The organism is Qipengyuania thermophila (assembly GCF_004153605.1).
Classification (GTDB): domain Bacteria; phylum Pseudomonadota; class Alphaproteobacteria; order Sphingomonadales; family Sphingomonadaceae; genus Qipengyuania_B; species Qipengyuania_B thermophila.
The window spans coordinates 821,361-842,712 of sequence record NZ_SDSI01000001.1 but is presented as its reverse complement, the minus strand read 5'-3'; the positions used below and the strand labels follow the sequence as shown (position 1 = coordinate 842,712).

27 protein-coding genes are annotated in these 21,352 nt (G+C 72.1%); 26 read left to right on the top strand and 1 reads right to left on the bottom strand.

Annotated features, from left to right (window positions below; genetic code table 11):
- The first annotated feature begins 8 nt into the window (after nucleotides 1–8).
- The gene (locus ETO60_RS04065; protein WP_130002840.1) at nucleotides 9–248 is read left to right on the top strand and encodes an acyl carrier protein; all 240 of its coding nucleotides are present in this window, start codon (nucleotides 9–11) and stop codon (nucleotides 246–248) included.
- On the opposite strand, the gene ETO60_RS04060 is transcribed toward ETO60_RS04065, so the two are convergent.
- Entirely contained in the window at nucleotides 245–1,051 is an 807-nt protein-coding gene (locus ETO60_RS04060) for an FkbM family methyltransferase (protein ID WP_130002838.1), read from the bottom strand. The genes ETO60_RS04065 and ETO60_RS04060 overlap by 4 nt on opposite strands.
- A gap of 110 nt (nucleotides 1,052–1,161) precedes the next feature.
- Here ETO60_RS04060 and spt point away from each other — a divergent pair, with 110 nt between their 5' ends.
- The 25 genes from spt (at nucleotide 1,162) to ETO60_RS03940 (ending at nucleotide 21,331) form a co-directional block, all read left to right on the top strand.
- Entirely contained in the window at nucleotides 1,162–2,418 is a 1,257-nt protein-coding gene (spt, locus tag ETO60_RS04055; RefSeq protein WP_130002836.1) for a serine palmitoyltransferase, read from the top strand.
- Between the two features lie 267 nt (nucleotides 2,419–2,685).
- Complete coding sequence (locus ETO60_RS04050) at nucleotides 2,686–3,192, top strand: hypothetical protein (protein ID WP_130002834.1); 507 nt, start codon at nucleotides 2,686–2,688, stop codon at nucleotides 3,190–3,192.
- A gap of 71 nt (nucleotides 3,193–3,263) precedes the next feature.
- Nucleotides 3,264–3,938, top strand: coding sequence for a YsnF/AvaK domain-containing protein (locus tag ETO60_RS04045; RefSeq protein ID WP_199798824.1), 675 nt, complete (start codon nucleotides 3,264–3,266; stop codon nucleotides 3,936–3,938).
- A 102-nt stretch (nucleotides 3,939–4,040) separates the two neighbouring features.
- Nucleotides 4,041–4,472, top strand: coding sequence for a DUF2382 domain-containing protein (locus ETO60_RS04040; protein WP_130002832.1), 432 nt, complete (start codon nucleotides 4,041–4,043; stop codon nucleotides 4,470–4,472).
- A 43-nt stretch (nucleotides 4,473–4,515) separates the two neighbouring features.
- Nucleotides 4,516–5,175 (top strand): DsbA family protein, encoded by a 660-nt coding sequence (locus ETO60_RS04035; protein WP_130002830.1) that lies wholly within the window; start codon nucleotides 4,516–4,518, stop codon nucleotides 5,173–5,175.
- 65 nt (nucleotides 5,176–5,240) lie between these two features.
- Entirely contained in the window at nucleotides 5,241–5,852 is a 612-nt protein-coding gene (locus ETO60_RS04030) for a hypothetical protein (protein ID WP_130002828.1), read from the top strand.
- The gene (locus ETO60_RS04025) at nucleotides 5,833–7,188 is read left to right on the top strand and encodes a DNA-packaging protein (RefSeq protein ID WP_130002826.1); all 1,356 of its coding nucleotides are present in this window, start codon (nucleotides 5,833–5,835) and stop codon (nucleotides 7,186–7,188) included. The genes ETO60_RS04030 and ETO60_RS04025 overlap by 20 nt, the downstream gene beginning before the upstream one ends.
- A gap of 82 nt (nucleotides 7,189–7,270) precedes the next feature.
- Entirely contained in the window at nucleotides 7,271–8,458 is a 1,188-nt protein-coding gene (locus tag ETO60_RS04020; RefSeq protein ID WP_130002824.1) for a phage portal protein, read from the top strand.
- Complete coding sequence (locus tag ETO60_RS04015; RefSeq protein ID WP_130002822.1) at nucleotides 8,455–8,766, top strand: DUF6127 family protein; 312 nt, start codon at nucleotides 8,455–8,457, stop codon at nucleotides 8,764–8,766. The genes ETO60_RS04020 and ETO60_RS04015 overlap by 4 nt, the downstream gene beginning before the upstream one ends.
- On the top strand, nucleotides 8,763–9,167 hold the full coding sequence (locus tag ETO60_RS04010) for an HK97 family phage prohead protease (protein WP_234026307.1): 405 nt from the start codon (nucleotides 8,763–8,765) through the stop codon (nucleotides 9,165–9,167). The genes ETO60_RS04015 and ETO60_RS04010 overlap by 4 nt, the downstream gene beginning before the upstream one ends.
- A gap of 76 nt (nucleotides 9,168–9,243) precedes the next feature.
- On the top strand, nucleotides 9,244–10,392 hold the full coding sequence (locus ETO60_RS04005; RefSeq protein ID WP_130002821.1) for a phage major capsid protein: 1,149 nt from the start codon (nucleotides 9,244–9,246) through the stop codon (nucleotides 10,390–10,392).
- A gap of 109 nt (nucleotides 10,393–10,501) precedes the next feature.
- Complete coding sequence (locus tag ETO60_RS04000; RefSeq protein WP_130003111.1) at nucleotides 10,502–11,050, top strand: head-tail connector protein; 549 nt, start codon at nucleotides 10,502–10,504, stop codon at nucleotides 11,048–11,050.
- Nucleotides 11,047–11,211: a hypothetical protein gene (locus ETO60_RS11205; protein WP_165362103.1), complete on the top strand. Its 165-nt coding sequence runs from the start codon at nucleotides 11,047–11,049 to the stop codon at nucleotides 11,209–11,211. The genes ETO60_RS04000 and ETO60_RS11205 overlap by 4 nt, the downstream gene beginning before the upstream one ends.
- A 3-nt stretch (nucleotides 11,212–11,214) precedes the next feature.
- Entirely contained in the window at nucleotides 11,215–11,610 is a 396-nt protein-coding gene (locus tag ETO60_RS03995) for a DUF3168 domain-containing protein (RefSeq protein ID WP_130002819.1), read from the top strand.
- Nucleotides 11,611–11,644: 34 nt separating this feature from the next.
- Nucleotides 11,645–12,052: a phage major tail protein, TP901-1 family gene (locus tag ETO60_RS03990; RefSeq protein WP_130002817.1), complete on the top strand. Its 408-nt coding sequence runs from the start codon at nucleotides 11,645–11,647 to the stop codon at nucleotides 12,050–12,052.
- Complete coding sequence (locus tag ETO60_RS03985; protein WP_130002815.1) at nucleotides 12,049–12,363, top strand: gene transfer agent family protein; 315 nt, start codon at nucleotides 12,049–12,051, stop codon at nucleotides 12,361–12,363. The genes ETO60_RS03990 and ETO60_RS03985 overlap by 4 nt, the downstream gene beginning before the upstream one ends.
- Nucleotides 12,360–12,554: a phage tail assembly chaperone gene (locus ETO60_RS03980; RefSeq protein WP_130002813.1), complete on the top strand. Its 195-nt coding sequence runs from the start codon at nucleotides 12,360–12,362 to the stop codon at nucleotides 12,552–12,554. Before ETO60_RS03985 ends, ETO60_RS03980 begins: the two co-directional genes overlap by 4 nt.
- Nucleotides 12,547–13,140 carry a tail tape measure protein gene (locus ETO60_RS03975; RefSeq protein WP_130002811.1) on the top strand — a complete coding sequence of 198 codons (594 nt, stop codon included), beginning with the start codon at nucleotides 12,547–12,549 and terminating at the stop codon, nucleotides 13,138–13,140. Before ETO60_RS03980 ends, ETO60_RS03975 begins: the two co-directional genes overlap by 8 nt.
- Before the next feature lie 41 nt (nucleotides 13,141–13,181).
- Nucleotides 13,182–15,497, top strand: a complete 2,316-nt coding sequence (locus ETO60_RS03970) for a DUF2460 domain-containing protein (RefSeq protein ID WP_130002809.1) — start codon at nucleotides 13,182–13,184, stop codon at nucleotides 15,495–15,497.
- Entirely contained in the window at nucleotides 15,494–16,309 is an 816-nt protein-coding gene (locus ETO60_RS03965) for a DUF2163 domain-containing protein (protein WP_130002807.1), read from the top strand. Before ETO60_RS03970 ends, ETO60_RS03965 begins: the two co-directional genes overlap by 4 nt.
- Nucleotides 16,306–16,719, top strand: a complete 414-nt coding sequence (locus tag ETO60_RS03960; protein WP_130002805.1) for a C40 family peptidase — start codon at nucleotides 16,306–16,308, stop codon at nucleotides 16,717–16,719. Before ETO60_RS03965 ends, ETO60_RS03960 begins: the two co-directional genes overlap by 4 nt.
- A 15-nt stretch (nucleotides 16,720–16,734) precedes the next feature.
- Nucleotides 16,735–18,909, top strand: coding sequence for a GTA baseplate fiber-binding domain-containing protein (locus ETO60_RS03955; protein WP_130002803.1), 2,175 nt, complete (start codon nucleotides 16,735–16,737; stop codon nucleotides 18,907–18,909).
- Between the two features lie 43 nt (nucleotides 18,910–18,952).
- Nucleotides 18,953–19,408: a DUF2793 domain-containing protein gene (locus tag ETO60_RS03950; RefSeq protein WP_165362102.1), complete on the top strand. Its 456-nt coding sequence runs from the start codon at nucleotides 18,953–18,955 to the stop codon at nucleotides 19,406–19,408.
- A gap of 192 nt (nucleotides 19,409–19,600) precedes the next feature.
- Nucleotides 19,601–20,722 carry an OmpA family protein gene (locus tag ETO60_RS03945; protein WP_130002799.1) on the top strand — a complete coding sequence of 374 codons (1,122 nt, stop codon included), beginning with the start codon at nucleotides 19,601–19,603 and terminating at the stop codon, nucleotides 20,720–20,722.
- Between the two features lie 87 nt (nucleotides 20,723–20,809).
- A complete protein-coding gene (locus tag ETO60_RS03940) occupies nucleotides 20,810–21,331 on the top strand; it encodes a superoxide dismutase family protein (protein ID WP_130002797.1) in 522 nt (173 codons plus the stop codon).
- The last annotated feature ends 21 nt before the right edge of the window (nucleotides 21,332–21,352 follow it).

Sequence of the window (21,352 nt, the reverse complement as noted above, 5' to 3'; positions counted from 1 at the left end):
AGCCCCGCATGGACCGCGCCGACGCCGACGCCCGCATCCGATCGCTGATCGAGCCGTTCAACAAGGCGCAGGTCGCGATCACCGATGACACCACCTTCGCCGGCGATCTCGAATTCGACAGCCTGACGGTGATGGACTTCGTCGCCGCCATCGAGGACGAGTTCGACATCATCATCTCCATGAACCAGCAGGCCGAGATCGAGACCTTCGGCCAGCTCGTCGACGCGGTGGTCACGCTGCGCGGCTAGGCGGACAGGTCGAGCGCCGGCAGCAGGTCCCGGCGCACGGCGAGAAGGTTCTGGGCCTCGAAGCTTTCCCGGCGCAGCTCGTAGCGCAGCGGCTCCAGCCGCCGCGGGAAGATGCGGAACAGCACGAAGCCGCGCTCCTCGAACCAGTCCTTGAAGTATTTCAGCGTGTGCCCGGAGTGCACGTGGCTCGGCCCGTGTTCGAACTGCACGCTCGCGATGCGCGCGGCGCCGAACGCGTCCTCGAAGCCGGCAAGGCACTCCGCCTCCATGCCTTCCACGTCGATCTTGAGCAGCGCGATCTCGGCAATGCCGTGTTCCGCCAGATAGAGGTCGCCGGTGGTGACGCGGCATTCGACGCTGCAGGCGCCGCCGTGATGATCGACGAGCGGATAGGCGCTGGTCACTTCGCTGACCGACGGGTTGAAGTTGAGGGTGAAGGAGCCCTCGCGCGCCCCCAGCCCGGCGTTGTTGAGCCGCACACGGGGACGCCCGCCCAGCGCGTCGGCGAGGCGGGCGAAGGTCTGCGGCACCGGTTCGAAGCAGTGCACGGTGCGATCGCCGGTCACGAACGGCAGCACCGCGCCCGCCCATTGCCCTTCGTTGGACCCCGCATCGATGATGTCGCCGGGCACGCGGGCGAGCACATGGCGCAGCGCCCGGACTTCGCCATTGCAGGCCATGTTCATGTTGCCGAGATTGTTGTAGGCCTTGAGGTACTTCTCGGCCACCGTCGCGAGGCGCGAGGCGATGAACCCCCCGTGCCGCGAGGCGATGAAGCCGCGTGCGCGGTCGATGGCACTCATGCACTGCCACTCCAGACGGGTGCGCGCAGCATGTGCATTGCCGCCCCGCTGTCAAGCGGCCATCGCCTGCGTCCTTGTCACTGGCGGCGCGGTCGGGCAAGCACGCGGGCATGACCGACGCCGTTCTCACCCCGGACCAGCCCTCCGCCCGTGCCGGCACGGGCATCGACCTTCTCGCCAAGTTCGACCCCGTCATCCAGATGCGCGCGAGCCTTCTGGACGGGGGACAGGAGGATCCCTTCAACCTGGTGATGGAACGGGTGCTGTCCCCCACCCGCGCGATCTGCAACGGCCGCGACACGATCCTGCTCGGCACCTACAACTACATGGGCATGACCTTCGACCCGGACGTGATTGCCGCCGGGCAGGCCGCCATGGAGGAGTTCGGCACCGGCACGACCGGCAGCCGGGTGCTGAACGGCACCTATTCCGGTCACAAGGCGTGCGAGGCGGCGCTGCGGGACTTCTACGCCATGGACCACGCCATGGTGTTCTCGACCGGCTACCAGGCGAACCTCGGCATCATCTCGACCCTGGCCGGCAAGGGGGACTACGTCATCCTCGACATCGACAGCCATGCGAGCATCTGGGACGGGTGCAAGATGGGCGATGCCGAGGTGGTGCCGTTCAGGCACAACGACGTCGACGCGCTGGAGAAGCGGCTGCGCCGGGTGCCCGAAGGGGCCGGCAAGCTGGTCGTGCTGGAGGGCGTCTACTCGATGCTCGGCGACGTCGCGCCGCTGCGCGAGATGGTGGCGGTCAGCAAGGCGCACGGCGCGATGGTGCTGGTGGACGAGGCGCACTCCATGGGATTCATCGGCGCGCACGGGCGCGGCGTCGCCGAGGAGCAGGGGGTGCTCGACCAGGTCGACTTCGTCATCGGCACCTTTTCCAAGAGCGTCGGGACGATCGGCGGCTTCTGCGTCTCGAACCATCCCAAGTTCGAGGTGCTGCGCCTCGTGTGCCGGCCCTACGTGTTCACCGCCGCCCTTCCCCCGGCGGTGGTCGCCTGCTCCACCGCCGCGATCCGCAAGCTGGCGGACGGTGCAGACAAGCGCGCGCATCTTTGGCGCAATTCGCGGCGCCTGCATGAAGGGCTGCGCGCGCTCGGCTTCGCGCTCGGCACGCCCGAGGCGCAAAGCGCCATCATCGCGGTCATCATGCCCGATCTCGAGCGGGGGGCGATGATGTGGGAGGCGCTGCTGAAGGAGGGGCTCTACGTCAACCTCGCCCGCCCGCCGGCGACGCCCGCCAACATGACGCTGCTGCGCTGCTCGCTGTGCGCCGACCATTCGGATGCCGACGTCGACGTCATCCTCGGCATGTTCCGCCGTGCGGGCGAGCAGGTGGGGCTGCTGTCGCGATAACATTCTCGCTCGCATTTCTTGACTAACATCAAGTTGCAAGCGCAGTGTTCGCCTGTGCATTGGCCTTCTTCATCTGAACAGATCGTCTATTCATCTGCGATCGCGCACGGTTGATCGCAGTTCTTCTCTATCGCTATAGGAAATCCGCGCCGGTAGTGCGGCACATGTTCATCGCTCGGCGTTCCAACCTTAAGGAACACTGTCAACTTGCATCCGTCTTTTTGAGGCATGCGCCATGTGGCGCGCTTCAACATGGAGAATGCAAGTATGGCAGAAATCCCTGTCGAGAAGAAAGGCGGCGTGCCCGGCTGGGTGTGGGCACTGCTCGCGCTGCTGGTCGGCGCGTTGCTGCTGTGGCTGCTGCTCGGCGATCGTGACCGGGGAGCGCGCACCGCCACCACCACCACAACCGAGCAGACGACCGCCACCGCCAGCCCGACGCCGCTGACCACTGCGGCCGCGGCCGGCGCCGCGGCGACCGCGTTCACCCCCGGCCAGTCGGTGGATCTGAACAACTTCCGCGTCACGGCGCTCGAAGGCGACATGGCCTTTCGCGGCGAGGCGGACGGGCGCGAGTTGTTCGTCGTCTTCGACGAGGTCGCCACGGCCGATCCCCGTGTCGAGGGCCAGATCGATGTGCGTCCCGGTCAGATCCTGAACCTGAGCGGCGTCATCCGCCCGGCGGGCGAGCCAATGCCGGCCGGCGTCCAGGCGACGGTGCCGCAAGGCGTCGACCAGTACCTGATGGCCCGGCGCATCGAGGTGGTGCGCTGAAGCCCCTGTCCAATCCCTGACACCGCAGCGGCGGGCAACCCCTGCCGCGGCACAGATGAGGAACAATGACCATGCGACATGACCGACGTTACGAAAATCTCGAGAAGCTCGACAATTACGAGCTTGAGCACCCCTCCCAGGACATCCGCGGCCTGCCGCTCGTCGGACCCGGCGGCGAGAAGTACGGCACCATCACCGACCTGCTGGTCGACGACAGCCGGACCCGCGTGGCGGCCGTCCGGCTCGACAACGGCAAGGTCTGCGCCGTGGAGCCGCTCGAAATCCATGACAACGCCGTCGTCTATGGCGAACAGGCGGAGCAGTTCGCCCGGTCGGGCGGCGATGCCGTCGCGGAGGAGCGGATCCCGATCGTCGAGGAGCAGGTGGCGATCGGCAAGCGCGTGGCGGAGCATGGGCGGGCTATCAACGTGCGCACCCGCGTCGCGACCGACACGGTGGCCGAGGATGTGCGCCTGCGCGAGGAGCATGTCTCGGTGGACCGCCGGCCGGTCAACCGCGAGCTGTCCGCCGCCGATGCCGAGGCGCTGCTGAGCGAGGGCGGGCGCACCGTCACCATGACCGAGGAAAGCGAGGAGGTCGTGGTGGGCAAGAAGGCGGTCGTCACCGACGAGGTGGTGGTCAGCAAGACCGCCAGCGAGCGGGTCGAGCATGTCGAGGAAACCGTGCGGCGCACCGAAGTCGACGTCGACGGCGACGGCCGGACGCCGGCCCAGCCGCGACGCTGAACCGCGCGCGGGGGGAGACAGCATGCCTCCACCCGCATCGCGACCGGGGGCCGGTGCCGCACGGTGCCGGCCCCCGGGTGCTGTCTGTCGAGGAGACATGCCATGACCACTGACCCCGACGAGCGGCCCGACCGGCCTGCAGGCGCCGTCGTGAGGGAGGAGGCGCACATTTCCGTGGTGGAGGAACAGCTCGCCATCGGCCGGCGCCGGGTCGACGGAGCCACCGTCACCGTCCGCACCACCCCGCGCGCCGACACGGTGGAGGTGTGCGAGCCGGTGCTGCGCGAGGAGGTGACGGTCGAGCGCGTGCCCGTGGGCGCCGTCATCGACGCGATGCCGCCGGTGCGCGAGGACGGGAACCTGACCGTCATCCCGGTGGTGGAGGAGCGCGTCCGCGTCGTGCGCGAGCTGGTGCTGGTCGAGGAGATCCATCTGCGCCGCACCCGCCGCGAGCACGTCCACGCCGAAACGCTCACCCTCCGGCGCACGGAGGTCGAGGTCAGCCGCGACGAGGGGCCTGCGCCGAGCGGGTGAGGAAGGGCTTGAACGGGCGCGCCAGTGCCGTGACATAGGCCCGATGACCTCGCGATCGCGCCCGGCGGTGACACCGCGCCAGTGGCTGCTGCTGGCCGCGGCGGCCGTGGCCGGGCTTGCCGGCGGGGCGGCGCTGCGGCTGGCGCAGCCGCCGGGAACCGACATCGGCGACCGGGTTGATCTTGCCCCCTTGCTCGGCGACCGCGTCTCTCCGGCGTCCGGGCCGGCGGATGCTCCGGTGACCATGGTGGTGTTCACCGATTACCAGTGCGGGCCGTGCCGAGCCTCTCATGGGGCCATGACCCGCGCCGTCGCCGCAGCCGGCGATGTGCGCGTCGTCTACCGCGACCTGCCGGTGAATGGTCCGCGCTCGGTCGCGGCGGCGCGGGTGGCCCTCGCCAGCGCGGCGCAGGGCCGCTACGTCGCGGTGCACGATGCGCTGATGCGGGCGCCCCTGCCGCTGGAGGAACCGGCGCTGCGGCGGGCGGTCGCCGCAGCCGGAGGCGACTGGGCCGCCGTCGAACAAGGGCTGGCCGCTCCCCGCGCCCTTGACGACCAGCTCGCCCGCAACGCCGCCGACGCGCTGCGCCTCGGCGTCGCCGGCACGCCCACCTACCTCATCGGCACGCGCCGGATCACCGGACGCATGAGCGAGCGCGACTTCCTTCGCGCCTTCGCCGCCGCCCGCGCCACACCATATTGATAACCGGATTGGTTATTTTCTCTTGACACCGTGACGCTCTCCGGTTAGGAAAGAGGAACATCGCGATGGAGCGAGTCGGGATCACCCGCTGCCGCCGCGACACCCGGTCTCACCAGCATCAGGAGGGGCACATGCCCGCAGCAAAGCCGCCGCGCGGGGGCCGCAAGGCCGCCGCGACCGCCCGCGCGTCCGCCGCCCGCGGCGCCGAAGCCGCGACACCGGCCCGGCCGCGCGGCACGCGCTGGCGTGCACCGTTCCTCGCCATGCTGGCGGAGACCTCCAATGTGAGCCGATCGGCCCTCGCGGCCGGGGTGACGGTCAGCCATGCCTACAAGACCCGCCGGAACGACGCGAACTTCCGGCGCGCCTGGCACCAGGCGCTGTGCGAAGGCTACGACCTGCTCGAGCTGGAGGTGCTCGGCCGGCTGCGGGAGGGCAGCGTCACCTGCCCGGAGGGCGGCCGGTTCGATTTCGGCAGCGCGCTGCGGATCCTCGCCGCCCATCGCGGGACGGTGGCATCGGCGCGCGCGGTGCAGGCCGACGATGACGAGGAGGCGGTGTTCGCCGCCATCGACGCCAAGATCGACGCCCTGCGCCGGGGCCGCGACCAGGCGCCATCGGGAGGCGGACACGACCGGCAGACGGAGGGAGGCGGGCATGGACGATGCGGCCGCTGAGCGCCAGGCCTGGCTGCGCGCGCCGGACGGCGCGGCGCAGGCCGCGCTGCTGGCGCGCCTCTCCCCGCGCGAGCGCCGCGCGCTTGCGCATCACTGGCGGCTGTTCGCCCGGCCCGCGCAGCTCGCGCCTCCCGGCGACTGGCAGGTGTGGCTGATCTGCGCCGGACGCGGCTTTGGCAAGACCCGTGCCGGTGCCGAATGGGTGCGCGGCATCGCTGCCCGCCATCCCGAGGCCCGCATCGCCCTTGTCGCGTCCTCGCTCGCCGAGGCGCGGGCGGTGATGGTGGAAGGGGAGAGCGGTCTGCTGCGGCTGGGCGAGCCGGAGCGGCGGCCCCGCTACGAGCCGTCGCTTCGGCGGGTGGTGTGGCCGAACGGCGCGCAGGCCTTCCTGTATTCCGCCGCCGAACCCGAGATGCTGCGCGGTCCGCAGCACAGCCACGCCTGGTGCGACGAGCTGGGCAAATGGGACACCGTTGGCGAGCGGGCGGAACGCAGCTGGGACAATCTCCTGCTCGGCCTGCGGCTCGGCGGGACCGGCCAGGGACAGGTGGTCGCGACCACGACGCCGCGCGCGGTGCCGCTGCTGCGCCGCCTGCTGGCCGAACGGGCGGCGGAGCCGGGCCTCGTGGCGGTGACGCGCGGCACCACCTTCGACAACGCCGCCAACCTTCCGTCCGCCTTCGTGCAGCGGATGCAGCGGCGGTTCGGCGGAACGGCCTTCGGGCGGCAGGAGCTCGAGGGCGAGCTGCTGGACGATGTCGAGGGCGCGCTGTGGAGCCGTGCGCTGCTCGAGCGGTGCCGCGCCGGCGCAGAGCCGGCGGGCGGCCCGCCGGCGCGGGTGGTGATCGGCGTCGACCCGCCGGCAAGCGCGGCGGGCGATGCCTGCGGGATCGTGGTCTGCGCACTGCTGTCCGACGGACGTGCGCGGGTGCTCGCCGACTGCTCGGTCGAGCGTGCCCGTCCCGACCGCTGGGCCAGAGCCGTTGCCGCCGCCGCCAGCGCCTGGGCCGCCGACCGGGTGGTGGCGGAAGCCAATCAGGGCGGCGCCATGGTGGAAGCGGTGCTGCGCGCGGCGGACCTCGCCCTGCCGGTGCGGCTCGTGCACGCCACCCGCGGCAAGGTCGCCCGGGCCGAGCCGGTCGCCGCCCTCTACGAGGCCGGGCGCGTCACCCATGCCGAGCCGTTCGCCCGGCTGGAGGACGAGCTGTGCGGCCTCCTGACCGGCGGCGGCTATGCCGGACCGGGCCGCAGCCCCGACCGCGCCGACGCGCTGGTGTGGGCGCTGACCGAACTGCTGCTCGCCCCCGCCCGCGTCCCGCGCGTGCGGCGGCTCTGAACCGGGGGATGCGGCGCGCCGCCGCGCCGTCCCCTCCGCTCGCCACGACCCGACTGCACCCCTCGCCCATCAGGAGCTGGCCATGACCTTTTTCGACACGCTCGCCGCCGCCTTCAAGGGCGGGGGCGGGGCCGCCCGCGTGCCGCTGAGCGCCGGGCCGCCGATGCGCCATGCCGCCGCCCTCGGCGCGCCGCCGCCGGCGGAGCGGTTCGACTACACCACCGCGCTCGAGGAGGCATTTGCCCGCAACGCCGTGGCGCAGCGGGCCATCCGGATCGTTGCCGAAGGCGTGGGCAGCGCGCCGCTGACCGTGACCCCGGAACCGGTCGCCGCCCTGTTCGGAAAAGGCGCCAGCGGCGGGCCGCTCCTGGAAACGCTGGCCGCGCATCTGCTGCTGCATGGCAACGCCTGGGCGCAGATCGTGCGGGACGGCGCGGGCATGCCCGTGGCCCTGTGTCCCCTCAGGCCCGAACGGATGGAGGTGGTGCCCGGCGCCGACGGCTGGCCGGTCGCGGCCCGCTACCATCTGCCCTCAGACACGCGGGAGATGCCGCTGGAGGACGCGCAGGGCTGGCCCGCCCTCGTCCACTGGCGGGCCCTTCATCCCGCGAACGACCATTACGGCGGCGGCTGCCTGTCGGCGGCGCATCAGGCGGTGGCGATCCACAACGCCGCGAGCGCCTGGAACCGCGCCCTGCTGGAGAACGCCGCCCGCCCTTCGGGCGCGCTGATCTATCGCGGAGAGGATGCCGGCGGTCTGACGCGCGAGCAGTTCGACCGGCTCAGCGAGGAGCTGACGCAGGCGTTCGCCGGCGAGCGCAACGCCGGCCGGCCGATGCTGCTGGAAGGCGGGCTGAGCTGGCAGTCGCTCTCGCTCAGCCCGGCGGACATGGATTTCGCCACGCTCAAGGCGGCGGCGGCCCGCGACATCGCGCTTGCCTTCGGCGTGCCGCCGATGCTGCTCGGGCTGCCGGGCGACAACACCTACTCGAACTACCGGGAGGCGAACCGGGCACTGTGGCGGCTGACGCTGCTGCCGCTCGCCGACAAGCTGCTGTCCGGCCTTGCCGACGCGATGACGCCCTGGTTCCCCGACGCGCGCCTCGAGGTCGATCTCGACCGGGTGCCGGCGCTCGCCGAGGACCGCGAACGGCTGTGGGCGCAGGTCGCCAGCGCCGATTTCCTCACCCGCGCGGAGAAGCGCGACCTGCTCGGCCTGCCCCCGATCGCCGACGGCGCCGCCGCCACCAACCCGGAGGTCCAGCCATGAACCGCACCGACCTGCTCACCCAGTTGCTCGCCCAGTCCTGTGCCGCTGCCGGCGGCGACCGGATGGCCCTGCGCGCCATCGTGGAGGAAGCAAGCGAAGTCGGGGCCGAACGGGCGCTGGCGCGGCTCGGCCTCGCCGACGAGGGCGCGCAGGACGACATCGACGAACTGCGCGAACTGCTCGGTGCCTGGCGCGACGCCAAGGCCAGCGCGTGGAAGGCGACGGTGGACTGGCTCGTGCGCGGCCTGCTCGCGCTGCTGCTGATCGGCATCGCCATGCGCATGGGCGTGCCGGAGCTGCTGCGGTGAACGGCCCGCTGCGCCTTGCCGGCTACGCGGCGCTGTTCCACCGCCGCGATCGGGGCGGCGACATCATCCTGCCCGGCGCGTTCGCCGCCACCCTCGCCGCACGGGCCGCGCCGCTGCCGCTGCTGTGGGAGCACCGGCCGCACGCGCGGATCGGCACGGTCGAGCTGGCGGCGGAAGACGCGCGCGGTCTGCGGGTGCGGGCACGGCTCGATCACGCCGCCAGCCGCCACGCCCGGCAGCTCCTGTCGGGCGCGGTGCGCGGGCTGTCGTTCGGCTACCGCGCGCGGGCGGCGCGGCAGGAAGGCTGCACGCGCCTTCTGACCGGGATCGACCTCCTCGAGATCAGCCTCGTTGCCCACCCCCTTCAGCCGGCCGCCAGAGTGCATCTCGTCGCCGCCTGACCCCTTCGTCCGGGCGCGTCCGCGCCGCTTGCCGCCCGCGCTTCCTTCTGTTCCCCAGCCTGAAAGGTCACTGCCCATGGATACCGACATCACCCCCGCCGCTCCCGCCGTGCTGGACGCGAGCTTCGACCTCCTTGCCCGTCAGGACCGGGCCGAGGTTGCCATTGCCGCGCTGCGTCAGGACGTGGACGAGGTGAAAGCCCGGCTCGAGCGCGTGTCGCTCGCCGCCGCGCGGCCGCCGCTGTCCGCCACCCCGGCCGCCGACGCCGCCAGCGCCAGCCGCTTTGTCGAGGACTACCTGCGCCGCGGCCGCGACACGGAGGTCAAGTCGATCACCGCGCTCGCAGACCGCGACGGCGGTTACGCCGTGCCGCGCCAGATCGACGCGCTGATCGCCCGCGAGATGATCCCCCTCAGCCCCATCCGCAGCCTGGCACAGGTGGTGCAGACCGGCACGGCGGGCTATCGCAAGCTCATCGCCACCGGCGCCACCGCTTCGGGCTGGGTGAGCGAGACCATGCTGCGGCCGGGCACCAGCACTCCGGCGTTCGAGGAGGTGGCGCCGCCCACCGGCGAGCTTTATGCGAACCCGGCCGCGAGCCAGACGATGCTGGACGATGCCGCGTTCGACCTCGAAGCCTGGCTCGCCGCCGAGATCGCCAGCGAGTTCGCGCGGGCGGAAGGCGCGGCCTTCATCCACGGCTCCGGGATCGAGCAGCCCGAAGGGTTCCTCAACAACCCGGCCACGGCGGCCCCGGACGGGGTGCGGCCGTTCCGCACTCTGCAGTACATCGGTTCGGGCGATCCGGCCGGCTTCGACGCGGCGCCCGAGGCGCGGCTGATCGATCTCGTGCACACGCTGAAGTCCGGGCATCGCCAGGGCGCGACGTGGGTGATGAACTCCGCCACCCTGGCCCAGGTGCGCAAGCTGAGGACCAGCGAGGGCGCGTTCCTGTGGCAGCCGGGCATGGTCGAGGGGCAGCCCGACCGGCTGCTCGGCTACCCGGTGGTGGAGGCCGAGGACATGCCCGACATTGCTCCGGGCGCCTTTCCCATCGCCTTCGGCAACTTCCGCAACGGCTATCTCGTGGCGGAGCGCAGCGCCACGCGCATCCTGCGCGATCCGTTCACGAACAAACCGTTCGTGCACTTCTACGCGACGCGCCGGGTCGGCGGCACGGTGCTCGATTCCGCAGCCATCAAGCTGCTGAAGATCGAGGCCTGAGGCCGCGGGGGGCGGCGCGCTCCACCCCTGGCGCGCCGCCCCTCCCTTCCGTCCGGCCGCCCCCTTGCCGGGGCGCGCCCACCCCACAGTTGCAACGATGGAGACGCGCATGCAGCGGGTCATTGTCGCGCCTGCCGCACTGTCCGGCGCGCCGCTTGCCGAACTGAAAAGCTGGCTCGCCGTGACGACGGCGGGCGAGGACGACCTGCTCGAGGCGCAGCTTCGCGCCGCACTGGACGCCTGCGAGGCGTTCACCGGCGTCATGCCGCTGCGCCAGACCTGCACGGAGACGCTGCCCGCCCGCGCCGGCTGGAGCCGGCTGGCGACGCGGCCGGTGCAGGGCGTCGCCTCGGTCCATGGCCTTGACGCAAGCGGCGCGGCTGTCGCCCTTGCCGGGCCCGAGGTGCGGGTGCGGATCGGCGCCGGCGGCGAGGCGGCCGTCCGCCTGCTCCGTCCGCATGACGGAATTGATCGTCTGGTGGTGCGCTGTTCGGCCGGTCTGGCCGCCACGTGGCCCGAAGTGCCGGGCGCGCTGCGGCAGGGGATCGTGCGCCTCGCCGCCCATCTCCACCACGCGCGCGGCACCGCCGGCGATTCGGCTCCGCCGGCGGCGGTGACCGCGCTGTGGCGTCCGTGGCGGCACCTGCGGCTGACATGATCGCGGCCCGCACCACGGCCGCCGCGCTGACGGCGCGGCTCCGCCAGGACGCCGCCCGGCTGGCGCGGGCCGCCACTGCCGCCCGGCGCCTCGCCCGCGACGGAGACGGGCGCCACTGGCGCACGCCGCGGCTCGTCTGGCCCCTGTTCACGAAAGGATGACCCATGGAAAGCGCCCTGCGCCGCGCGCTCGTCGACTGGCTCCGCGCCGACCCGGTGCTCGGCGCCGGTGTGAACGCGATCGGGGAGGAGACGGGACCGGCGGCAACGCCGCCGCCGGTGCTCGCCCTCGCCGCCAGCGCGGCCAGCGACTGGAGCGTCAAGGAGCGCAGCGGGCGCGAGGTCCGGGTGGCGCTCGAGTTGCTGGTGCGCGGCGACGCCACGGACGAGGCCGACCGCCTCGCCGCCCGCGTGGAGCAGCGGATCGCCGCCATGGCGCCGGAACAGGACGGGTTCCAGCTGGTCGCGACGGGCTTCCTGCGCTCGCGCACGGAACGCCGCCCGCGCAACCTGCGCGCGGTGCTGCTCGAATACCGCTTCCTGCTGCTCGCGGCAGCCTGACCCGCCGCCCATCACCCACCGAAAGGATCTGCCCATGACTGCCCAGAAGGGTTCCGCCTTCCTGCTCAAGATCGCGGATGCCGCCGATCCGGCGGCGTTCCGCACTGTTGCCGGGCTGCGCACCACCCAGATGTCGATCAACGGCGACCCCGTCGTCGTGACCCACAAGGAGTCGGGCGGCTGGCGCGACCTGCTCGACGGCGCCGGCACGCGGTCCGTGTCGGTGAGCGCCAGCGGCATCTTCCTCGCCAGCGAGGCGGAGGCGGCGGTGCGTGCCCATGCGCTCGCCGGAACGCTCGCCACCTGCGAGCTGTCCTTCGAAGGCGGGGAACGGCTGCGCGGGCGCTTCCTCGTGCAGCGGCTCGACTATGCCGGCGACTTCAACAACGAGCGCAACTACGCGCTGCAGCTGGAGTCCTCCGGCCCGGTGGTGCCCGCATGAGCCGCCCCGCCAATCCCGTTCGCGGCGAGGCGGAGCTGCAGGTGGACGGGCGGCCGCTGCTGCTGCGGCCCAGCTTCGATGCGCTCGTGCGGGCCGAAGAGGAGATCGGCTCGCTGTTCGCCCTCGCCGAGCGCGCCGCGGCCGGCGACCTGCGGCTGCAGGAGATCGCCACCCTGTTCTGGCACTGCGCCGCCGCGCGCCAGGAGGTCAGCCGCGAGGCGGTCGGCCGCGCGGTGCTGGAGGCGGGCCTGACAGCGGCGACGCGGCCGCTGCGTACGCTGCTGACGCAGATCTTCGGGGGCAGCGGATGAGCGGGCGGCGCTTCGCCAGCGATGCCGCCGCGCTTCAGCGGGCCGCGGCGATGCTCGGCTGGACGCCGCCGGTGTTCTGGTCCGCCACCCCGGCGGAACTGCTCGCCTGCCTTCCCGCGCCTGATCCCGTCGCCGCGCCGCCCAGCCGCGCCGAAATCGAGCTGCTGATGAGGAGTGACGCCGATGGCTGACGATCTCGACACGCTGATGGTGGAGGTGCGGGCCGACACCCGCGCCTTTGCCGCCGACATGGACCGGCTGAGAAGCAGCGTCGACGGGTCGCTGACCGGCGGCTTCGCGCGCGCCGGACGCGTTCTCGAGGACGGCCTTCTCACGGCGATCCGGCGCGGGAGCGTCGGCTTCGACGAGCTGCGGGACGCGGCGTTCAGGGCGCTGTCGGCGATTGCCGCCGAGGCGGTCCGCAGCGGGCTGCACAGTCTGCTGGGCGGAACGGGCGGACCGGGCGGAGCCGCAGCCGGGGGCGGCGGACTGGCCGGGGTGATCGGCGGCGCGCTCGGGGCGCTGCTCGGCCTGCCCGGCCGCAGCACCGGCGGCCTCGTGTCGCCCCACCGGCCGGTGCTGGTCGGGGAGCGCGGACCCGAAGTGTTCGTGCCCGCCAGCGCCGGCCGGATCGAGCCGAACCGGGGTGCAGGGCCCGCACGCGACGTTCGGGTCGCGATCACCCTCGCCGCGCCGCCCGGCGCCTCGGCGCCGGTCGCGTTGCAGCGTTCCGGCCGCCAGGTCGCCAGCGCGATCCGGCGGGCGATGGCAGACTGACGGGCGCGCCGCCGCCTCAGCAGCAGCAGGGAGTTTCCACGATGGCGTTCTGGCTTTGCCCGGCCCGCACCGGCCAGCACACCGACCATATCCAGCGGTTCGATCCGCGCTTCTGGACCGTCAATTTCCCGCGCCCGATGATGGCCAGCGTGGTGACGACGGCGCCGGACGGGCTGCGCGTCGATTGCGAGTTCTTCCACCGGGGAGAACTCGCCGGCCTGATCTGGGACAGCGCCGATGCGCTCGACCATCCGCTGCTCGCCTATGCGACGCAGACGGATTACGACCACTGCACCCTGCGCTTCCGCTGGCGTTCGGCGGGGCTGATCCCGCTGGATGCCGCCAACGGTCCCACGCTCACTATCGAGGGACGCGATGCCGACGGTGTCGCGCGGCACTGGTATGTGCGCCTGTGGAACTACGCCACCGGCGATCCCGAAGATGCCGTCATCGTGCTGCCCTTCGGCCATCTCCAGGCGGGGTTCACCCTTCCGGGAGAAGCGGTGCACCCTCGCGCCATCGACCGAATGTTCATCTCGCTGGCACCGCCCGGCTATGCCGGCGGCAGCGATGCGCCGCTGCCGCAGCGGGTGAACGGCTGGGCCGAGCTGAGCGAGATGCGCTGCGAGGGGCGGCACGCCCTGCTGGAGATCGGCGACGTGTTGCTGCCCGTTCATGGCGAGCATGCCGCCACCGCCTATGACGATGCCTTCAACCAGACGCCGGACCGGCTGCTGCGCACGGTGCGGGCGCTCGGCTACGGGCGGTACCTGCTCCACTATGTCGGGATGAGCCACTTCTTCCGCCTCGCTCCGGGAGAGGGCCGGCTGCTGGCGACGCCGGACGGGGCGCTGTGCGAGCCTGCGCTGCGCTGGCACCGGGCGTATCTTGCCGGATGCGCCGCGCAGGGGTTCGAGCCGATCCTGTCGCTTTCATTCGAGCTGCTCGCGGCGCACTGCCCCGACGCCTGGCAGCAGCGCGCCGACGACGGCACGCCCGGACGCACCGGCTGGGATCCGCCTTCGGCGCTGCTGTCTCCGGCCAGCGCGGCGGCCGTGGGCTGGCTGGCGCTGAGCGCGCAGCGCTGGGTGGCGCTGCTGCGGGAGGCCGGATTGCCCGTGCGGTTCCAGATCGGCGAACCGTGGTGGTGGATCATGCCCGACGGCAGGCCGTGCCTCTACGATCCCGCAGCCCGCGCCGCGCTGGGCGGCGATCCGGTCGCCATTCCGTCGGTGGCCGGACCGCTGGATGCGCAGCAATGCGCGCTGCTCGACGCGGCCGGCACGCTGCTGGCCGACGCCACGACGCAGATCGCCGCCGCCGCGCGCGCCGCGGCCGGGCCGGCCGGCGCGCAGATCCTGCTGCTCGCCTTCACGCCGACCGTCCTTGATCCGGCGACGCCCGAACTCCACCGGCTGAACCTGCCGCGGGAATGGGCCTGGCCGGCCTTCGACCGGCTGCAGCTGGAGGACTACGACTGGCTGACGGCAGGAGCGGAGGTCCGGCGCCACGCCGCGCTTCGGTTCGTGGACGCCAAGCTCGGCTACCCCGTTGCCCGGCAGGACTACCTCTCCGGCTTCGTTCTGGCAGCAGCGGACGCCGACCTGTTCTGGCAGCGCATCGACGCCGGACTGGATGCCGCCGCCGCGCGGGGCGTCACGCGCCGGTTCGTCTGGGCGCTGCCCCAGATCGCGCGGGACGGATACGTCCGCCTTCCCTCTTACCCGGAGAGCGCCATGCAGAGCATCGACCCCGTTCCCTATCCGCTGGCGCTCGGCCGCGACACGAGCGTCGCGCCGGAATTCTCCACCACGGTCGTCGCCACCGCATCGGGACACGAGCGCCGCACCGCGCTGTGGGCCGATGCGCGGCTGCAGTTCGATGTCGGACCGGGCCTCCGCAGCGAGGCCGAGCTGGCGACCCTGCTGGCGTTCTTCCGCGCCCGCCACGGTCCGGCGCGCGGCTTTCTGCTGCGCGATCCGTTCGACCACTCGTCCCATGGGATGACCGGCACTCCCTCGCCCGGCGACCAGGTGCTCGGCACGGGCGACGGTAGGAAGGGGCGGTTCGCGCTGGTGAAGCACTATGGGGAACAGCGGCGGCGGATCACCCGGCCCGAAGCGGCCACGGTGCGGGTCAGCGTGGACGGCGAGGAACGCCACGACTGGCACCTCGAGCCGGGCGGCATCATCGTCTTCGACGCGGTCGCCCCGCCGCCGGGGGCGGTGGTCCGCGCGGGCTTCCTGTTCGACGTGCCCGTGCGGTTCGCCCAGGACCGGCTCGAGATCAGCGGCGTCGCCTTTGCCGCGGGCGAGGCGCCGAGCGTGCCGCTTGTCGAAGTGCGGGAGGACGCATGAGCCGGATCTTTTTCGCCCGGGCGGTCGAGACGGTGGCGACGTTCTGGCGTATCCACCGCCGCGACGGCGTCACTCTCGGCTTCACGACGCACGACCGCGACCTGTGGTTCGACGGCGTGCGGCATCGCGCCGCCCCCGGACTGCTGCCTTCGGCCATCCGCATCGGGGCCGGGCTTTCCGGATCGAGCCTCGACATCGAGGGCGCCCTGTCTCACGACACCATCGACGAGACCGATCTTGTCGCGGGCCGGTTCGACCATGCCACGGTGCTGGTCGGCGCCGTCGACTGGTGCTCCCTTGAGCGCGAGGTGCTCTATGGCGGCCGCATCGGCCGCGTTGCGCGGGACGGACAGCGGTTCAGCGCCGAGCTGAACGGCGCCGTCGCCGCGCTGGCGCACGACCCGGTGGCGCGGACCAGCCCGACCTGCCGCGCACGGCTGGCGGGTCCGGGATGCGACCTTTCCCCGGCCCGCTTCACGGTGGAGGCGCGCCTCGCCGCCTGCGATCCCGACAGCGGCGGGGTGCGGTTTGAGGGGATCGACGCCGCGCGCTTCCACTTTGGCACCCTGCGCTGGATCGACGGGTCTGGCCGCGGGGCCATCGTCGCCTTGCGCCAGGGCGGCACCTGGCCGCTCGTCTGCGGCAGTCCGCTGCCGCCGGGGCTTGCGCCGGGCATGCGGGCGTGGCTGCGCGAGGGCTGCGACGGCCGGCTGGAGACCTGCACGCGGCGGTTCGGCAACGCCCGCAACTTCCAGGGCGAGCCGTTTCTGCCGGGCAACGACCTGCTCGCCCAGCTTCCGGCCCTGCGATGATCACGCCGCAGGAACGGCTCGCGCTGGCGGCGCGGGCGCTGGTCGGCACGCCCTTCCGCCTGCACGGGCGCTCACCCGAAACGGGCGTCGACTGCGTCGGCCTGCTCGGCTGCGCTCTCGGCGCGATTGGGCGGCCTGCGGCGCTGCCGACCGGCTACGCCCTGCGCAACGCAACCATCGCCCGGCACCTGGCGTGCTTTGCTGGGGCCGGATTTCGCCAGGTGGGCGGAGCCGACCCCGTCGCGGTGGGAGACGTGCTGCTGACCCGCCCCGGCCCGGCCCAGCATCACCTGATGATCGCGACCGGACCGGATGCCTTTGTTCACGCCCATGCCGGTCTGCGGCGGGTGGCGGAATGGCACGGCGCACCGGCCGATCCCCTGCACAGCCGCTGGCGGCTGGCAGGTTGACCAAAGGAGCAGATCATGGCGACACTCGTGCTCGGCGCGGTGGGAACGGCGATCGGCGGCCCGCTCGGCGGCGCCGCCGGAGCCTTGCTTGGCCAAACGCTCGACGGACGGCTGCTGCGCGCTCGGCGCGGCGAGGGTCCGCGGCTCAAGGAGCTGGCGCTGACCACCTCCACCTATGGCGAACCGCTCCCGGTCCATCACGGCAGCGTCCGCACCGGCGGCTCGGTCATCTGGGCGGACGCACTCCGCGAACGGGCAGAGCGCGGCGGGGGCAAGGGCCAGCCGCGCACGACCCGCTTCAGCTACAGCGCCTCGTTCGCGGTCATGGTGGCCGGAGCGCCGATCGACGGGATCGGCCGGATCTGGGCGGACGGCACGCTGCTGCGCGGCGCGGCGGGCGACCTCAAGACGGGCGGAAGGCTGCGCATCCATTGCGGGCACGAGGATCAGGAGTGCGACCCGCTGCTGCGGGCGGTGCACGGCGCATCCTGCCCCGCCTATCGCGGCCGGGCCTACGCCGTGTTCGAGGATCTGGACCTTGGCGGCTACGGCAACCGCCTGCCGGCGCTGTCCTTCGAGGTGTTCGCGGGCGACGCCGCCGCGCTGGTCGGGCGTCTGGTGGAGGGAGTGCCGGACGTGGATGCGTCCGAGGTGCGCACACCCGCGCTGCGCGGCTATTCGCACGAAGGCGGCACCGTGGCCGAGGTGCTGGACACGCTGTCGCAGCTCTATCCCCTGCGGACCGCCCCGGCAGGCGCCGGCCTTTCGCTTCATCTGTCCGCGACGTCTGTGCCACCGATCCGTCTCGGCGCGCGGGCACGTTCGGCAGAGGGCGAGTTCGGGCGCGACGCGGGTCTGTGCAGCGTCCGGGACCCGCGCCCGCAATCGGGTATTGAGGCGCTTCGCTACCATGACATCGACCGCGACTATCAGCCCGGTGTCCAGCGCGCACTGGCTCCGTCCGGTGCCCGCCGGGGACGGACGCTGGAGTTTGCCGGGAGCCTCGATGCCGACGGGGCGCGCATGCTGGTGGACAGGGCGGCGCAGCGCGCGGACGCCGCCGGCGAGACGCTGGCCTGGCGCTGTGCCGAGCTTGACCCGGCCCTCCTGCGTCAAGGCCGGGTCGAGGTGCCCGGCCATGGCGGCGTCTGGCGCATGGAAGCATGGGAGTGGCGCAGCACCGGCGTCGAACTGGAACTCGTCCGCGAGCCGGACCCGTCCCTCGACGCGGCGCCCGGGGCGGCAGGCACTCCATACCGCGCCGCCGATGCGGCGCCCGCCGCGACCCGGCTGCGCGTGTTCGAGCTTCCGCCCTCGTCGCTGTCCGAAACTGCCGTCCGGCAGGTGTTCGCCGTCGCCGCGACGTCCGCGGGCGCGCAGTGGCGGCCGGTGGCGCTGCACACGCTTCAGGGCGGGACCCTCCTGCCGCTCGACGCGGCCATTGACGAGCAGGGTTGCCTCGGTTCGCTTCTCACCCTGCTTGCGCCGTCGCCGGGGCTGAGACTCGATCCGCACGCCTGGTGCGACATTCTGGGCACGGGAGACTGGCCGCAGCCACCGCCCCTCGACGCCGAGGGGCTCGCCCGCGGCGGCAACCGGATGCTGGTGGGCAGCGAGGTCGTGCAGTTCACCCGCGCCGAGCCGCTCGGATCCGGGCGGTGGCGGCTGACGGGGCTCCTGCGCGGCCGCGGCGGAACGGAACAGGCGGCGATGGACGGTCATCCGGCGGGCGCCCCGGTGACGCTGCTCACCCACGGGTTGACGCGGCTGGACCTGCCGGATGGCGGCGGCGAAGGCATTGCCGCGCTCGGCTTCGGCGATGCAGAGCCGGTGCTCGCCGCGGTGGAGAACAGCGGTGCGTCCGTGCGGCCCCTGCCGCCGGTTCACGGCCGCTGCCGCATGCGGGAGGACGGCGCGGTCGCGTGGACGTGGATCCGACGAGCGCGGGGAGCCTGGGTCTGGACCGATGCGCTCGACGTGCCGCTGGTGGAGGAGCGTGAACAGTACGTGGTCGGCTTCGGCCCTCCGGAGGCGCCGGCGGCGCGCTGGGTGACGGACAGGCCCGGCCTGGTGCTGCCGGGCGCGGAGTGGCGGGCACTGGCGACGGCGTTCCCGCAACACCGGCTGTGGGTGCAGCAGTCCGGCACCGCTTCCCTCTCGCTGCCCGCAGCGCTTCCGCACCCCTGGTGACCGCCGGTCGTCTCCCAGCCCTCCTGCAATGAAAGGTCAGATGATGCCGCCAACCCCGTTCCGCAGCGTCACGTCACGCGCGTCGCTGCCTCTGCTCCATCCCGGACAGGCGCAGAAGGAGTTCATCCTCAACGAGTCGCTGGCTCGCATCGACGCCCTGCTGCATCCGGGCGTCGCCGGCGTGGCGGCCTCGCTCCCGCAAGATCCTGCTTCCGGGGAGTGCTGGCTGGTGGCCGAAGACGCCGCAGGCCCGCTTGCCGCCGAGGCCGGCGCCATCGCGGCGTTCGACGGGGCGCAGTGGACCTTCTGCAAGCCTGTGCCCGGCATGACGGTGCTGGACCGCGGTGCCGGCTGCATCCGAATGTTCACCGACCGGTGGAGCACACCCGCCGAACTAGCCGCACCGGCCGGCGGCAGCGTCGTCGACGGCGAAGCGCGGGCCGCTATTGTTGCAATTATGCAAGCATTGGCGTCCTTGTCGCTCGTTAAGCATAGATAAGCGGAACAACGGCTCCCAACAACGGTTGCGCCGGTGTAGCTGACATGAGACCGGGACGGACAGCGCGTGCCAAAAGGAAGAACACGGACGCGGCGCGCGAACCCGGTTTGATCGGCTTGCCAATTCCGGGCGGGTTGTTTCTGCTCTGATGAGGTTGGTGGTTGATTGACTGATAAAAAGGGGAAATACCTTATGCGCAAACTAGTTATGGGTTTGGCGATGGCCTCCACGGTCCTCGCGACGCCTGCCCTGGCCCGCGATGGCCAGTGGTATGTGGAACTGGGCGCCGGCCCGATGATCGTTCAGGACATCGACTTCGACATCAACGGCTCGGAGTCGGCAGGCACCGTGGACCTGCGCCGCGGCTGGGATGCCGGCGGCGTCATCGGCTATGACTTCGGCGGATTCCGTCTGGAAGCCGAAGGCAGCTACCGTGAAGCCGACATCGAGACGCTGACCTCCGCGACCGTCGGTCTGCCGAACGGCGCGACCCTGGCCCGCGGCTCCTTCCCGGCCCGCGGCGACGTCAACGTGCTCAGCTTCATGCTGAACGGTCTGCTCGACTTCGGTCCCGACGATGGCCTGCAGGGCTATGTCGGCGGCGGTGTCGGTGTCGCCCGCACGCGTCTCGACGGCACGATCCGCGAAGGCACGCCGGGCGTTTTCAACGACTCCAGCACCGGCTTTGCCTGGCAGGGGATCGCCGGCGTGCGTGCGCCGCTCAGCGAAACCGTGGACGTGGGTCTGCGCTACCGCTTCTTCAACGCCGAAGACGTGAACTTGATCGACGTGCGCGGCCGCGAGATCGACGGCCGCCTGCGCAGCCACTCGATCCTCGGCACCCTGGCGTTCAACTTCGGCGGTGCGCCGGTCGTTGTTCCGCCGCCGGTGACGACGGGCCCGGTCGCTCCTCCTCCGCCGCCGCCGCCGCCGCCGCCGCCGCCCCCGCCGCCGCAGCAGGTCTGCGAAGCCGGTCCGTTCATCGTGTTCTTCGACTGGGATCGTTCCGACATCACGCCGGACGCCGCCCAGATCCTCGACAGCGCGGTGTCGAACTACCGGAACTGCGGCAGCTCGCGCGTCATGCTGGCGGGTCACACCGACCGGTCGGGTTCGGCCCAGTACAACCTGGGTTTGGCCGCACGGCGCAACGACTCGGTCCGCCGCTACATGGTCTCGCGTGGCGTGCCGGACAGCAGCATCAGCAGCCAGGCCTTCGGCGAAGCGAACCCGCGGGTTCCGACGGCCGACGGCGTGCGCGAGCCCCAGAACCGCCGGGTGGAAATCACCTTCGGTCCGGGATCGGGCATGTAAGCTGCGCGATCTGCGCTTATCGGAAGAAGGGGTCGGAGCAATCCGGCCCCTTTTTCGTTGCAGTGCTGAACCACCTGGAGAGTTCGCATGATACGTTTCGCCGCCCCGCCCGCCCTTGCCCTGCTGATCGCCGGTTGTGCCGCTCTGCCTCCGGGCGGCGGCTCACTCGGGAGCGCCGACCTTCGCACCAGCGACGGGCGCAACGCCGGGACGGCGACACTGGTTGCCTCCGGACAGGGCGTGGCCCTGGACGTCGCGCTGATGAATGTTCCGGCCGGCACCCGGGCGATCCACATCCACGAACGCGGGGAGTGCACGCCGCCCGACTTCCAAAGTGCCGGGGCGCATCTCAACCCCGAGGGACGCCAGCACGGCCTCGAAAACCCGCGCGGCGCCCATCTGGGCGACCTGCCGAACATCGAGGTGCGGGCAACCGGCACCACCCGGGCCCGGTTCCCGCTTCCGGGCAGCCGCGAGTCTGTGCTTGCCCGCATCTTCGACAGCAGCGGCGCCGCAGTCGTGGTGCACCAGAATGCCGATGACAACGTCACCGACCCGGCCGGCAACGCGGGCGGGCGGATCGTCTGCGGAGTGCTGCGCCCGTCCTGACGGAACGATACCGTTCTCGTC

Excerpts from the sequence above, each read along its gene's own strand:
- ETO60_RS04015 (WP_130002822.1), top strand. The coding sequence starts at position 8,455 with ATGAACCGCACCGACCTGCTCACCCAGTTGCTCGCCCAGTCCTGTGCC.
- ETO60_RS04020 (WP_130002824.1), top strand. The coding sequence starts at position 7,271 with ATGACCTTTTTCGACACGCTCGCCGCCGCCTTCAAGGGCGGGGGCGGG.
- ETO60_RS04035 (WP_130002830.1), top strand. The coding sequence starts at position 4,516 with ATGACCTCGCGATCGCGCCCGGCGGTGACACCGCGCCAGTGGCTGCTG.
- ETO60_RS11205 (WP_165362103.1), top strand. The coding sequence starts at position 11,047 with ATGATCGCGGCCCGCACCACGGCCGCCGCGCTGACGGCGCGGCTCCGC.
- ETO60_RS03960 (WP_130002805.1), top strand. The coding sequence starts at position 16,306 with ATGATCACGCCGCAGGAACGGCTCGCGCTGGCGGCGCGGGCGCTGGTC.
- ETO60_RS03985 (WP_130002815.1), top strand. The coding sequence starts at position 12,049 with ATGAGCCGCCCCGCCAATCCCGTTCGCGGCGAGGCGGAGCTGCAGGTG.
- ETO60_RS03990 (WP_130002817.1), top strand. The coding sequence starts at position 11,645 with ATGACTGCCCAGAAGGGTTCCGCCTTCCTGCTCAAGATCGCGGATGCC.
- ETO60_RS03980 (WP_130002813.1), top strand. The coding sequence starts at position 12,360 with ATGAGCGGGCGGCGCTTCGCCAGCGATGCCGCCGCGCTTCAGCGGGCC.
- ETO60_RS03955 (WP_130002803.1), top strand. The coding sequence starts at position 16,735 with ATGGCGACACTCGTGCTCGGCGCGGTGGGAACGGCGATCGGCGGCCCG.
- ETO60_RS03950 (WP_165362102.1), top strand. The coding sequence starts at position 18,953 with ATGCCGCCAACCCCGTTCCGCAGCGTCACGTCACGCGCGTCGCTGCCT.
- ETO60_RS04005 (WP_130002821.1), top strand. The coding sequence starts at position 9,244 with ATGGATACCGACATCACCCCCGCCGCTCCCGCCGTGCTGGACGCGAGC.
- ETO60_RS03970 (WP_130002809.1), top strand. The coding sequence starts at position 13,182 with ATGGCGTTCTGGCTTTGCCCGGCCCGCACCGGCCAGCACACCGACCAT.
- ETO60_RS03975 (WP_130002811.1), top strand. The coding sequence starts at position 12,547 with ATGGCTGACGATCTCGACACGCTGATGGTGGAGGTGCGGGCCGACACC.
- ETO60_RS03945 (WP_130002799.1), top strand. The coding sequence starts at position 19,601 with ATGCGCAAACTAGTTATGGGTTTGGCGATGGCCTCCACGGTCCTCGCG.
- ETO60_RS04050 (WP_130002834.1), top strand. The coding sequence starts at position 2,686 with ATGGCAGAAATCCCTGTCGAGAAGAAAGGCGGCGTGCCCGGCTGGGTG.
- ETO60_RS04060 (WP_130002838.1), bottom strand. The coding sequence starts at position 1,051 with ATGAGTGCCATCGACCGCGCACGCGGCTTCATCGCCTCGCGGCACGGG.
- ETO60_RS04030 (WP_130002828.1), top strand. The coding sequence starts at position 5,241 with ATGGAGCGAGTCGGGATCACCCGCTGCCGCCGCGACACCCGGTCTCAC.
- ETO60_RS03940 (WP_130002797.1), top strand. The coding sequence starts at position 20,810 with ATGATACGTTTCGCCGCCCCGCCCGCCCTTGCCCTGCTGATCGCCGGT.
- ETO60_RS04025 (WP_130002826.1), top strand. The coding sequence starts at position 5,833 with ATGGACGATGCGGCCGCTGAGCGCCAGGCCTGGCTGCGCGCGCCGGAC.
- ETO60_RS04000 (WP_130003111.1), top strand. The coding sequence starts at position 10,502 with ATGCAGCGGGTCATTGTCGCGCCTGCCGCACTGTCCGGCGCGCCGCTT.
- ETO60_RS04045 (WP_199798824.1), top strand. The coding sequence starts at position 3,264 with ATGCGACATGACCGACGTTACGAAAATCTCGAGAAGCTCGACAATTAC.
- ETO60_RS04065 (WP_130002840.1), top strand. The coding sequence starts at position 9 with ATGGACCGCGCCGACGCCGACGCCCGCATCCGATCGCTGATCGAGCCG.
- ETO60_RS03965 (WP_130002807.1), top strand. The coding sequence starts at position 15,494 with ATGAGCCGGATCTTTTTCGCCCGGGCGGTCGAGACGGTGGCGACGTTC.
- spt (WP_130002836.1), top strand. The coding sequence starts at position 1,162 with ATGACCGACGCCGTTCTCACCCCGGACCAGCCCTCCGCCCGTGCCGGC.
- ETO60_RS04040 (WP_130002832.1), top strand. The coding sequence starts at position 4,041 with ATGACCACTGACCCCGACGAGCGGCCCGACCGGCCTGCAGGCGCCGTC.
- ETO60_RS03995 (WP_130002819.1), top strand. The coding sequence starts at position 11,215 with ATGGAAAGCGCCCTGCGCCGCGCGCTCGTCGACTGGCTCCGCGCCGAC.